This is a genomic window from Pantoea sp. BAV 3049 (genome assembly GCF_009765445.1).
GTDB lineage: Bacteria > Pseudomonadota > Gammaproteobacteria > Enterobacterales > Enterobacteriaceae > Erwinia.
In genome coordinates, this window is record NZ_WHOY01000031.1 from 917,154 (window position 1) to 929,909 (window position 12,756).

Annotated in this window: 10 protein-coding genes; 5 read left to right on the top strand and 5 right to left on the bottom strand. The window is 55.5% G+C overall.

What is annotated here, in order from left to right; genetic code table 11:
- Positions 1 to 4: 4 nt before the first annotated feature.
- Positions 5 to 193, bottom strand: a complete 189-nt coding sequence (locus GSQ70_RS05075) for a YnbE family lipoprotein (RefSeq protein ID WP_041692015.1) — start codon at positions 191 to 193, stop codon at positions 5 to 7.
- Complete coding sequence (locus GSQ70_RS05080; RefSeq protein ID WP_158781544.1) at positions 180 to 2,813, bottom strand: YdbH family protein; 2,634 nt, start codon at positions 2,811 to 2,813, stop codon at positions 180 to 182. The genes GSQ70_RS05075 and GSQ70_RS05080 overlap by 14 nt, the downstream gene beginning before the upstream one ends.
- 115 nt (positions 2,814 to 2,928) lie before the next feature.
- On the opposite strand from GSQ70_RS05080, the gene GSQ70_RS05085 reads away from it, so the two are divergent.
- Complete coding sequence (locus tag GSQ70_RS05085; protein WP_158781545.1) at positions 2,929 to 3,921, top strand: 2-hydroxyacid dehydrogenase; 993 nt, start codon at positions 2,929 to 2,931, stop codon at positions 3,919 to 3,921.
- Positions 3,922 to 3,970: 49 nt separating this feature from the next.
- Here GSQ70_RS05085 and GSQ70_RS05090 read toward each other — a convergent pair whose 3' ends face one another.
- Entirely contained in the window at positions 3,971 to 4,243 is a 273-nt protein-coding gene (locus tag GSQ70_RS05090; RefSeq protein ID WP_158781546.1) for a DUF333 domain-containing protein, read from the bottom strand.
- A gap of 182 nt (positions 4,244 to 4,425) precedes the next feature.
- Between GSQ70_RS05090 and GSQ70_RS05095 the strand changes: the two genes are divergently transcribed.
- The 3 genes from GSQ70_RS05095 to GSQ70_RS05105 all read left to right on the top strand — a co-directional run bounded on the left by GSQ70_RS05095 (position 4,426) and on the right by GSQ70_RS05105 (position 9,093).
- Positions 4,426 to 5,082, top strand: coding sequence for an MgtC/SapB family protein (locus GSQ70_RS05095; RefSeq protein WP_158781547.1), 657 nt, complete (start codon positions 4,426 to 4,428; stop codon positions 5,080 to 5,082).
- Between the two features lie 143 nt (positions 5,083 to 5,225).
- Positions 5,226 to 8,747, top strand: coding sequence for a pyruvate:ferredoxin (flavodoxin) oxidoreductase (gene nifJ, locus GSQ70_RS05100; RefSeq protein ID WP_158781548.1), 3,522 nt, complete (start codon positions 5,226 to 5,228; stop codon positions 8,745 to 8,747).
- A gap of 58 nt (positions 8,748 to 8,805) precedes the next feature.
- Positions 8,806 to 9,093: a putative quinol monooxygenase gene (locus tag GSQ70_RS05105; protein WP_158781549.1), complete on the top strand. Its 288-nt coding sequence runs from the start codon at positions 8,806 to 8,808 to the stop codon at positions 9,091 to 9,093.
- Positions 9,094 to 9,149: 56 nt separating this feature from the next.
- On the opposite strand, the gene dbpA is transcribed toward GSQ70_RS05105, so the two are convergent.
- Complete coding sequence (gene dbpA / locus GSQ70_RS05110; protein WP_158781550.1) at positions 9,150 to 10,529, bottom strand: ATP-dependent RNA helicase DbpA; 1,380 nt, start codon at positions 10,527 to 10,529, stop codon at positions 9,150 to 9,152.
- A 402-nt stretch (positions 10,530 to 10,931) separates the two neighbouring features.
- Between dbpA and GSQ70_RS05115 the strand changes: the two genes are divergently transcribed.
- The gene (locus tag GSQ70_RS05115) at positions 10,932 to 11,789 is read left to right on the top strand and encodes an undecaprenyl-diphosphate phosphatase (protein ID WP_158781551.1); all 858 of its coding nucleotides are present in this window, start codon (positions 10,932 to 10,934) and stop codon (positions 11,787 to 11,789) included.
- A gap of 66 nt (positions 11,790 to 11,855) precedes the next feature.
- Here GSQ70_RS05115 and ttcA read toward each other — a convergent pair whose 3' ends face one another.
- Positions 11,856 to 12,749: a tRNA 2-thiocytidine(32) synthetase TtcA gene (gene ttcA, locus GSQ70_RS05120; protein ID WP_158785224.1), complete on the bottom strand. Its 894-nt coding sequence runs from the start codon at positions 12,747 to 12,749 to the stop codon at positions 11,856 to 11,858.
- Positions 12,750 to 12,756 lie beyond the last annotated feature (7 nt).

Consider the following 12,756-nt stretch of genomic DNA (forward strand, 5'->3'; position numbering starts at 1 on the left):
CTCCTCAGAACAGACCGCTCTGGTTTTTCAGCAGTGCCTCAACGTCTTTGTCGACCTTGATATGGATCTCGTGCTCAATTTTCACGTTCATATTGATAGTGATCGGTTCCTTCGGAGCAGCCACCTCAATGCGGGGAACACAGCCGCTGAGCAGCAGTATTCCGGCAGGCATCAGCAGGCTAATGCGTTTCATTTGTGTTTTCCTTCTGCGTCGGCAGGGTGGCATTCTGTTCCACCCAGGATTGCAAGTTATCGCCAAAGCGCAGGCTGCGCCAGAGCTGGAACAGGTTTTCCTGCTGCGAGTAGTTCAGTGACACTCGCTGGTTCTTATCACTAAAGCGGCTGGTACCGTTAACCTGCGCCTTCAGCGTCATCTGACCAAGATTATCGATATCCAGCGTGGCCCAGCTGCGTGAAATTTCCATATAACGCAGCCAGTCCATTGCCGCACCGGCAGCGAGGTTATTGGCCGAAAGCGCGTCGGCAAAGTCTTTATCCAGCCGCACGGTCAGCGGCCCGCTGTTGGCAACCCAGCCGTCCTTCACCAGCCAGCGCGAGTCATTGAGCCACAGCGGCAGTGCGGCATTGATATGGCCGGACATGGCAATCTGCTTCGGGCGGATGGCGGTGACCAGCTCACTCATGCTGATGTTTTTCAGCCGCAGTGTGGCGGCTTCGGTCTGGGGCATTTGCAGGCTTTCCAGGCTCATTTTACCGCCCAGCACGTCCACACCGACATGGGTCAGGCGCAGCGGCTGACGGGCGTTCCATGGATACCAACCCTGCAGATCGGCGGTAATATTTTGCAGGGCAAACTGATTGGTAATCTCTTTGATTCGCAGCGAAACCGGCCCTCTGGCACCAAAGTACCACTGGTGAGCTTTCAGCCTGAACGGCAGCGAGAAGTCGATGCCGTTGAACTGATTATCCGTCATCCACACGCTGCCATCTCTCACCGCCCAGTGGCCTCCCGCTTCAAAGCCCTGATCGCTGGCAGCAGAGAACGCCACCTGGGCTTTAAGGGTACCGCCCTGAATTTTCATTTTGAGATCGTCACTGAGCAGTGGCTGGAATACACTCAGCGGCTGCTGCGGCCACCATGCCTGTCCGCGCAGACGCTCACCATCCCAGCGCCCCTGCACACGTACCGGTCCGATAGGCCTGGCTTCGAGCGTGCCGTTATACAGGAAACTGGCCGGATCGTGCCCCTTCAGCGCCAGCGTCAGCGTCAGCGTGGCTGGTGGCAAATAACCTCCGCTGCTGAAGGAGGTTTGCTGCGCATCAAGCCGGAGTTTGCCCGAGAAGGAGGGATTTTCCGGATCGCGCTGCCAGCGTATGGGGTCATCCAGCTTCAGCCTGGGGGCATGAACATTGACGCTGCCGTAATCAATCTGGTCAAAGCCGGTCGACAGTGACGCCAGCTCAATCAGCCGATCCTCCCAGCGCCCGCGCCCGCTGACATCCCACTTTGCGGACAGGGGTGCCATCAGGCCATCCCCCCAGTATCGCCACTGCCACTGCCCTTTGTCCGGCCAGAAATCGGTTGCCCGGCCATCAAGATGCAGCCTGAAGCGGCCCATGGTCGGATCGTGCGCGGTCAGGATCGCCTGCAGCCGTCCGTCGATGCCCGCAGAAGAAACGGTCAGACCGGAAAGTGGCCAGCGGGCTTCATCCACTTCCAGCGTGGAAAGCAGACGGCCGCGCATTCTCAGCAGCGAACCCGGTTTAAGAGACAGTTTCGGATCGAGCAATGGCCCCTGCACCTCACCAGGAATACCGGCAAAGAAAAGCAGCTGCGCCATTTTCGCGTCGCCGGTAACCCGGAACGGCAGCTGACTGTTGATCCAGTCCAGCCTGCCTGGTCCAAGCGTCAGCACCACGTTACCCTTACCGCCGCGCCCCTGAGTCAGCACATTCAGCCGTCCGCTGATGTCGGTGGCGGGAAGGCCCTGCTGCCAGTGACCCAGCGTCAGGTTAACGCCACCGGATAAGGGTTGTGCGGCATAGGGCCAGCGCCACTGCCCCTGCTGAATGCTGATGCGGTCGGCTGAAACCTGCCACGGCAGGGAAACCAGCGGCGTCGCTTCATTCTGCTGGATTACCACCAGTTCGCCCTTATCCTGCTGCCAGTTGAGTTTTGCGCTCAGAGGAGCAGGAATGCCCTCCATCGCCAGGTCTGCGGTCAGCATACCGGCGGCTGGCAATGAATCCGGGATTTTCGGTAAAGAAAGGGTTCCGGCTATTTTGACTGGCTGCGGCACCCCGGGCGCTTGCAGGACCAGAGACCGGATAGCCAGCTCCTGCCCCTGTAACTCAGCCTGCAGGGAAACATTTTTACCCTGATAGCTGATTTTTTGCTGCTGCCCATCCAGGTTCAGCTGCAGCGAACCGGCCCAGGTTTGCCAGGGGGTGAGGGTCAGTTGTCCCACCGTAACCTCTGCTGCAGGCAGCATCGCCTGCCACTCGGCCAGTGATTTGGGCGCTGTGGGTTGATCGGTTTGGGGAAGTTTGCTCGCGCATTCGCTGTCCACATCCACCTTGCCAGCGTTAAGGTGCCAGCGACCTCCAGCCCGCTTCAGAGACAAGTCGCTGACGGTGGCCAGTTCACACTCCCCCACGCGATAATGAACGCCGGACAGAGCGATCCCCCCATTGCTCCAGCGCGGGTTGCCATCCAGACGGATTGAGGTCTCCGCAGGCAGCCATATCCCCGCCAGTCGTGGCAGCCAGTGGGTGACAGTGAGCAACAGTGCCGCCATCAACAACAGCAATGCCGCTACCGCCGCAGTAAACAGCTTCCAGCCCCGGGTCATGACAGTAAAAATTCCGTTCTTTCCGTGAATATCATAGGGCTGAATGATGGCACGTTATATCCCGTGTTACTATTAACTCAGGCAATTTTAACCTTACGGTCACAGGAGAGGGATAATGAAGCTCGCGGTTTACAGCACCAAACAGTACGACCGGAAATCAATCGAGCAGGTCAACGCAGCCTACGGTTATGAACTGGAGTTTTTTGACTTTCTGCTGACTGAGAAAACGGCCAAAACGGCCACTGGCTGCGAGGGCGTCTGTCTCTTCGTTAATGATGATGGCAACCGCGCAGTGCTGGAAGAGCTGGCGGAGCTGGGGGTTAAATTTGTGGCGCTGCGCTGTGCCGGATTTAATAACGTCGATTTGGAAGCAGCTAAAGAGTTCGGGATCAAAGTTGTTCGCGTTCCCGCCTACTCTCCGGAAGCGGTCGCCGAGCATGCTGTTGGCATGATGATGACGCTGAATCGCCGCATCCACCGCGCTTATCAGCGCACCCGCGATGCCAACTTCTCTCTGGAAGGTTTGATTGGCTTTAATATGCATGGCCGCACTGCCGGAGTGATCGGCACCGGCAAAATAGGTATCGCCGCTCTGCGCATACTGAAAGGCTTCGGCATGCGTCTGCTGGCCTTCGATCCCTATCCAAACCCACTGGCACTGGAGCTGGGCGCAGAGTATGTCGATCTGAATACGCTGTTCAAAGAGTCAGACGTGATTTCTCTGCACTGTCCTCTGACAGCGGAAAATAATCATTTGCTGAATATGTCAGCATTTAAGCAGATGAAAGATGGCGTGATGATTATCAATACCAGTCGGGGTGGCCTGATTGATTCGCAGGCGGCTATTGATGCGCTAAAAATGCAGAAAATCGGATCGCTGGGCATGGATGTATATGAGAATGAGCGCGATCTGTTCTTTGAAGATAAGTCAAACGATGTTATCCAGGATGACGTGTTCCGCCGCCTTTCCTCATGCCACAACGTACTGTTTACCGGTCACCAGGCTTTTCTTACGGCTGAAGCACTGACCAGCATTGCTGAAACCACGCTGGAAAACCTGCGCCTGCTGGAAAACGGCCAGTCCTGCCCGAATGAGCTGAAGGTCTGATTTATGCGACTTCAGGCCGGTTTCTCCGGCCTGACTGACTACACTGGTGTCAGCGTGCGCAACTGCCGCTGGCCAGCGCACTTTCACCACAGCGGCGACCATTAGCTAACTGGCACATCCCGATCGCACTGCCATCCAGCTGACGCGAGAGGGCCAATGTTCCTCCGGCATTCGAGCAGGCGCTTTCAGCGAGGCTGGACATCACCACCCGCGGTGGCGCGTGTGCGGCGGTTGCTTGTTGCGGCGGTTCGTTGTCGGTATCGCTACTGCAGCCAGACAGCAATAGCGCGGCACCCACAAGCAGAAAGGTCGCTGCTTTCATTCAGAAACTCCGGGATTGATAAACAGGCAGAAAGCCAGCATAAGCTACGAACCAGAGCGGGTCGAGAGCTGTCACGAATATTTACCAAATTAAAAGCAGTAAAATAGCAATAGCTTCTGGTCTTATTTTATAAATAGCCCCGAAGCAGGACTAAACATCACTTTAAAACAAAAGGATAGCTTATGTTAATGGATCTTCTTTTGCGGATTGCGCTGGCGGGGGCGCTGGGGGGATTAATTGGCCTGGAACGCCAGTTGAGGGCTAAAGAGGCCGGTCTGCGTACCCATATTCTGGTGGGTATCGGCAGCGCCATGTTTATGATCGTCTCCAAATACGGATTTGACGATATTCTCAGCCAGACCCATATCGGGCTGGATCCAAGCCGCATTGCGGCTCAGGTGGTCAGCGGGATGGGCTTTCTGGGTGCCGGCACCATCATTATTCAGAAACAGGTTGTCAAAGGCCTGACCACCGCTGCCGGATTGTGGGTCACGGCGGCCATCGGGCTGGTCATTGGTAGCGGGCTGTATGAGATAGGGATCTATGGCACCCTGCTGGCGCTGATCGTGCTGGAAACTTTCCGTCGCATCAGCCACTGGATCATCGGCCGTCATCACACGCTGGTTTTCCATCTCAAACCGAAGAGCGTGCCGATGGTGCTGATAGCGCTGGAGAAAGAGCGGGTGCGTACCGGGCAGGTTTCGGTGGTTAACCGGGACGCTGAGTCCGGACTGTGTGAAATGATGATTGATGTGACCCTGTCACGCAAGATTGCCCCGCACCAGATCTACGACTCACTTCTGGAAATAAAAGGCGTAGCGTCGGTAGAAATGCATTAAAAATCGCCAGATTTATCCGCCGGTGCGTTTGCTCCCTGACGACGCACTCAGGTCAAAGTCGTCTCGGGCAGGTTTGCTAAACTTCTAATAACCTCACTGTCAGCATGGCAGTTTCTTCGCGTTATTAAGTTTACGGACCTTTTATGATCACAACCGACGGTAACAACGCAGCCGCTTCCGTTGCTTTTCGCACCAGTGAAGTCATCGCTATTTATCCTATTACTCCCAGCTCCACGATGGCCGAACAGGCCGATGCCTGGGCCGGTGATGGCCGGTGTAATATCTGGGGTGACGTGCCCCGCGTGGTTGAGATGCAGTCCGAGGCTGGCGCAATTGCCACCGTGCATGGTGCTTTACAGACCGGTGCCCTTTCCACCTCGTTTACTTCATCGCAGGGTTTGCTGCTGATGATCCCAACTCTTTATAAGCTGGCGGGACAACTGACCCCCTTCGTGCTCCACGTGGCGGCGCGAACCGTTGCCACCCACGCGCTCTCCATCTTTGGCGATCATTCAGATGTGATGGCGGTCAGGCAAACCGGATGTGCGATGCTTTCGGCAGGAAACGTGCAGGAAGCGCAGGATTTTGCGTTGATTTCACAAATGGCCGCGCTGAACAGCCGCGTGCCCTTTATTCATTTCTTCGACGGCTTCCGCACCTCTCATGAAATCAACAAAATTGCCCCGTTAAGCGATGAAACACTGCGTAAGCTGATGCCGCAGCAGGCTATTGACCAGCATCGCCAGCGCGCGCTGACGCCGGACAATCCGGTGATACGCGGAACCTCTGCTAATCCGGATACCTATTTCCAGTCCCGTGAGGCAACCAATCCCTGGTACAACGCCACTTTTGCCCACGTTGAGAAAGCGATGGATGATTTTGCGCAGGAAACGGGACGGCGATACCAGCCTTTCGAGTATTACGGTCATCCCCGGGCCGAAAGAGTCCTTGTGCTGATGGGATCGGCTTCGGGGACCTGTGAAGAAGTGATCGATGAGTTGCTGAAACGCGGTGAAAAAGTGAGTATGGTCAAAGTCCGGCTGTTCCGGCCCTTCTCCGCCTGCCATTTGCTGGCGGCAATCCCACACTCTGCCAGGAACATTGCCGTGCTCGACCGCACTAAAGAGCCAGGCGCTCAGGCAGAACCGCTGTTCCTTGACGTGATGACCGCGCTGGCCGAAGCCTGGAGTCTGGGTGAACGGGAAACGCTGCCCCGCGTTATCGGTGGCCGTTACGGTCTCTCTTCGAAGGAGTTCGATCCCCGCTGTGTACTGGCGGTGTTTAACGCCCTTGCGCAACCCTCGCCGCCGCCGCGCTTTACGGTGGGTATTTATGATGATGTGACCCATCTGTCCCTGCCACTGCCGGACGAAACTCTGCCTTCTCATGCTCAGCTTGAGGCACTGTTTTACGGGCTGGGCAGCGACGGCAGCGTCTCAGCCACCAAGAACAACATCAAAATCATCGGCAACGCCACGCCGTTGTTTGCCCAGGGCTATTTCGTTTATGACTCCAAGAAAGCCGGGGGTCTGACGGTTTCCCATCTGCGCGTCAGCCAGCAGCCGATCAACTCCGCTTATCTTATTGAGCAGGCCGATTTTGTCGGCTGCCATCAGCTGCAATTTATCGATAAATACCAGATGGCGGAGAAGCTCAAACCTGGCGGTATCTTCCTCCTGAACACCCCGTACGACGCCGGTGACGTCTGGCACCGGCTGCCGCAGGAAGTGCAGAGCGAACTGCGTCAGAAACAGGCCCGACTGTTCGTGGTCAATGCTGCAAAGATAGCCCGTGAATGCCAGCTGGGCGCACGTATTAACACCGTCATGCAAATGGCCTTCTTCCATCTGACCCAAATCCTGCCCGGCGATATTGCGCTGACTGAGCTGCAGAACGCCATCGCCCGCAGCTACAGCAGCAAAGGTCAGGAGCTGGTGGAGCGCAACTGGCAGGCGCTGGCTGCCGCACTCAAGGCTGTGCAGCCGGTCGGGCTACAGGAGGTGGACACGCAAAGCCCGCATCGTCCGCCGGTTGTGTCCGATGCCGCGCCGGATTTTGTCAAAACAGTCACGGCGGCGATGCTGGCCGGGCTGGGCGATGCCCTGCCGGTTTCCGCTTTGCCGCCAGATGGCACCTGGCCGGTGGGCACCACCCGCTGGGAAAAACGCAATATCGCCGAAGCGATCCCCATCTGGAAGCCAGACCTGTGTACCCAATGTAACCACTGCGTGGCGGCCTGCCCGCACTCGGCAATCCGCGCCAAAGTGGTTCAGCCAGACGAACTGACGGATGCCCCATCGGCGCTGCAGTCGCTGGATGTAAAATCCCGCGACATGAAAGGCCAGAAATACGTGCTGCAGGTGGCACCGGAAGACTGTACCGGTTGCAATCTGTGCGTGGAAGTCTGCCCGGCCAAAGACCGCCAGGATCCATCGGTGAAAGCCATCAATATGCTGCCACGCCTCGAGCATGTGGAAGAGGAGAAAATTAATTACGACTTCTTCCTGCAGATGCCGGAAATCACTGCGGCTGAGCTGGAACGTATTGATATCCGTACCTCGCAGCTGATCACCCCGCTGTTCGAATACTCCGGGGCCTGTTCCGGCTGTGGCGAAACACCCTATATCAAGCTGCTGACCCAGCTGTATGGTGACCGCCTGCTGATCGCCAACGCGACCGGTTGCTCCTCGATTTATGGTGGCAATCTGCCCTCCACACCTTACACCACCAATGCGGAGGGACGAGGTCCGGCCTGGGCTAATTCACTGTTTGAAGACAATGCGGAGTTCGGGCTGGGGTTCCGTCTGACGGTGGATCAGCACCGTCGACGTGTGAGCCGGCTACTGGATTCTCTGGCCGATCGCCTGCCTGGCCAGCTGGCAGAGGAACTACAAAGTGACACTGTCACCGTTGATCGCCAGCGTGAATTGATTGCCGGGTTACGATCCACACTCTCTGCGGATAGCAGTGAAGAAGCCCGGCAGCTGGTTGCCAGTGCCGATGCGCTGGTCGACAAATCAATCTGGCTGATTGGCGGTGACGGCTGGGCTTATGACATCGGCTTTGGCGGGCTGGACCACGTGCTGAGCCTGACTGAGAATGTCAATATCCTGGTGCTGGACACGCAGTGCTACTCCAATACCGGTGGTCAGGCTTCCAAGGCTACCCCACTGGGCGCGGTGACCAAGTTTGGAGAGCATGGGAAGCGTAAGGCCAGGAAAGATTTGGGCGTTAGCATAATGATGTACGGCCATGTGTATGTGGCGCAGATTTCGCTGGGGGCGCAGCTGAACCAGACCGTCAAGGCCATTCAGGAGGCTGAGGCTTATGATGGTCCGTCGCTGATCATTGCTTACAGCCCGTGCGAAGAGCATGGCTACGACCTCGCACTCAGCCACGATCAGATGCGTCAATTGACCAGCAGCGGCTTCTGGCCGCTCTACCGCTTTGATCCACGTCGTGCCGACGAGGGTAAAGTTCCCCTGTCGCTGGATTCGCGCGCGCCGTCCAGTGAGCTGGAAATGGCACTGATGAACGAGCAGCGTTTCCGCCGGTTGAATGCGCAACAGCCTGAAGTGGCGAAAAAATTGCGGCATGATGCCAGTGAACAAGCTCAGCGTAATTATCAGCGTCTGGCGCAGATGGCCGGAAAAGCAGAGAGCTGAAGAACGTTGAACAGGCCGGATTCTGGCCTGCCTGCCAAAGGTGATAAAGGAGAACAGCATGACCGATAAAAACGTTCGTATCGTGGCGAAGTTTATCGCCAGAGCCGGCAAAGCCGATGAGTTGAAGAGAGTGCTGAATGCCGGGGTGAAGCCAGCCCGCGCGGAAGAAGGCTGTCTGCATTACGATCTGTACCGCAGCGTGGAAGATGGCAACGTATTCCTGTTCCATGAGACCTGGAAAGACGCGGCAGCCGTCGATTTCCACGGTGACCAGGCACACTTTAAAACGCTGATGGCAGAGTCTGCGTCGCTGCTGGCACAGCCGCCAGAAGTGATAAAGATGTGATTTGAAGCTAAACAAGGCCAGATTTTCTGGCCTTGTTTTTTTGCTGGTCAGTCAAACTATTTCAGCAGACGTGCCCGGCAGGATTTACCTTTGATTTTAACCTGTTGCAGCTGCTTCATTGCCTGACGGGCGCTGTCGTGACGGATAGCCACGTACGCCTGAGTTGCCGCAATATCAATTTTACCAATCGCATCACCGCTCAGACCGGCCTCTCCGGTCAGCGCACCGAGAATATCCCCCGGACGAATTTTCGCTTTCTTGCCGCCGTCAATGCTCAGCGTTGCCATTTCAGCCAGCAGCGGCTGGGGCCTGACCGCTTTCAGCGCCGAAACGCCATCCCAGCTCAGCTTCTGAGCCAGGAACTCTTCCAGCGCATGAGCACGCACCATCTCATCGGGCGAGACGAAGCTGATCGCTGACCCTTCTGCACCGGCACGGGCAGTACGACCAATGCGGTGAACGTGTACTTCCGGGTCGAAAGAGAGCTGATAGTTCACCACCATGGCCAGCGACTTAATATCCAGCCCACGGGCCGCGACATCCGTAGCCACCAGCACCCGGCAGCTGCCGTTAGCGAAGCGGATCAGCACCTGATCGCGGTCACGCTGCTCCAGATCGCCATGCAGCGCCAGCGCGCTGATCTGACTGTTCTCCAGCGTGTGGGCAATGTCATCGCATTCACGTTTGGTGTTACAGAACACCACGCAGGACGATGGCTTCTGCTCACTGAGTAAACCAATCAGCGCGGGCAGCTTCTCACGGGCGCTGGCTTCATAAAACTTCTGCTCAATCGCCGGCAAATCCGAAACAACGTCGGTTTCCACGGTCAGCGGGTCGCGTTGAATACGCTGGCTGATCTTCGCAATATCCTGCGGCCAGGTCGCGGAAAACAGCAGCGTCTGACGTGATGCCGGGCAATGACCCATTACCGTATCAATATCATCGCGAAAACCCATCTCCAGCATCCGATCCGCCTCATCCAGCACCAGTGTTTTCAACTGGTCCAGCTTTAGCGTCTCACGCTGCAGGTGATCGAGGATACGGCCAGGAGTGCCCACCACAATGTGCGGCGCATGCACCAGCGAGTCCCGCTGAGCGCCCATTGGCTGCCCGCCGCAAAGGGTAAGAATTTTGATGTTGGCGGTAAAGCGCGCCAGACGACGCAGCTCTTTAGCCACCTGATCGGCCAGCTCCCGGGTCGGGCACAGCACCAGCGACTGGGTGACAAACTGAGTGGCATCTATGCGCTGCATCACGCCAAGCCCGAAGGCTGCTGTTTTGCCACTGCCGGTTTTGGCCTGCGCGCGAACGTCACGCCCTTCCAGAATAGCCGGCAGCGCCGCTGCCTGAATCGGGGTCATGGTGTGGTAGCCAAGTTCGTTCAGATTATCGATCTGGCTGGCTGGTAGTGAAGTCAGGGTTGAAAAAGCGGTCACAAATTACTCTCTGAGAAAACCGGAGGGAGGATTGTGGCTGAGTGTAGCAGAAAACCGTTGCCAGCCGTTACAGGCACGGGCGGTTTTCTCCCGGGATGGCCATTAGGCCACAGAGAGAATGTGCAGAACAGGCCGGGTTGTTTAATTATTGCTGCGATAATGCCCTTTCCTTAAATAAACCTTAAACAGAATTAAATTAGCGTTAAGAATGGGTTTAAATGCAGCAATGAATTTAAAACTTAAATGAATGACACCTTGTAACCATGGAAAGAAACGGAAACATACTTCTTTGCATTTAAGAATTAACTTATGAGTAAGAATTTATTGCTGTGATAATCTTTCATTGCATTTCTGCAGCAGGTTTATTTTCGTCTTCAGCTTTTGTAATAAAGGGAGTACGCCGTGAGTTTTTTCCATGTACTGTTGCTTGCTGTTGTTCAGGGGCTGGCCGAACTGTTGCCCGTTTCCAGCTCGGCGCACGTGATTATGACAGAAAAGTTACTGGGACTGGACCCCAGCGCACCGGACATGACACTCCTTCTGGTGATGTTACACACAGGAACCATGTTTGCCGTCATTGTTTATTTCTGGAAAAGTTGGGTGGAGACTTATTTCAGCTCAGGTCAGGCTTTTAAAAAGAACGCGATATTAATTATCCTTGCGACGCTCTGTACCGGCATTGTCGGCCTGATATTAATGAAGGCAATTGAATCTTATTATGCGAAAATCCATCCCGGCTTCCAGATTGAAATGTTATTTGGCAACAGTACCCTGATTGCCTGCGGTTTGCTGGCGGCAGGGATACTGATTATTGTTTCTTCGAAACTTAAAGAAAAGAAAGACGGCGAATTAACGCTGAAAAGTGCGGCGATTATTGGTGTGGTCCAGGGGCTGTGTCTGCCCTTCCGGGGTTTCTCACGCTCCGGGGCAACAATTTCTGCCGGTCTGTCGGCCGGTGTAGCCCGCAAGCGTGTGGAGGAGTTCAGTTTCGCACTGGCCGTAGTGCTGACTCCGGCAGTGATCGTGAAAGAAGTTTATCGGGTTTACAAAGACGGTCAGGCTGCCGTGACATCCGGAGCGGGAGCTGCGACCGGTGCAATGCACGGCGTAGTGGTTCCTTCTCTGATCGGTATGGTATTCAGTTTCCTCGCGGGCCTGCTGGCACTGCGCTGGCTTTCTCGCTGGCTGGAGCATGACAGATGGCACCTGTTTGGTGGTTACTGTATTTTCGCTGCGGTGATGGTTTACTGGCTGGGATAATCTGACTGACCAAATAAAAAGGCCGCTGCATATCACCTGCAGCGGCCTTTTTTAATCGCTTCAGATTCAGATATTGGCGACGTTAATAAAGAGAGACTCGTCAATATTGGTTGAAGAGACCGTTGCCTCGGTAAAGGCATATTCCGCCCTGTCTCCGGTACGGTCCAGCGGCAGCTGTTCAAAATCAAACAGGTTTTTATCAGCCAGCTGGCTTGGGCTGACATGCTGCAGGGATTTAAACACGCTTTCCACGCGGCCCGGATCCTTACGGTCCCATTCTGTCAGCATCCCTTTCACCGCCTGGCGCTGTAGATTCTCCTGAGAACCACAAAGATTACAGGGGATAATCGGGAAGTCTTTCTGTTCCGCGTAGCGGATCAAATCTTTTTCACGGCAATAGGTCAGCGGCCTGATCACCACGTTACGTCCATCATCGGAACGCAACTTGGGAGGCATTGCCTTCATTTTCGCGCCGTGAAACATATTCAGGAACAGCGTCTCAACGATGTCATCCATATGGTGACCCAGTGCAATTTTGGTCGCGCCAATTTTCTCAGCAAAGGAGTACAGCGTTCCCCTGCGCAGGCGTGAACATAATCCGCAGGTTGTCTTGCCTTCCGGAATCTTCTCTTTCACCACGGAATAAGTGTCTTTATCCACAATATAATAAGGGATATCAAGACTGCTGAGATAGGCTGGCAGAATATGCTCCGGGAAGCCCGGCTGTTTCTGGTCCAGATTGACGGCAATCACCTCGAAACGAATCGGGGCGGCTTTTTTCAGACTGAGCAGAATGTCCAGCATGGCGAACGAATCTTTGCCGCCGCTCATGCAGGCCATCACCACATCGCCCTCTTCGATCATGTTGTAATCGGTGATGGCATTGCCGACGTTTCGCCTCAGGCGCTTCTGCAGCTTATTGAACTCGAGGGTGTCTTTTCTTGTATCTTCTTGATTCATCATATTT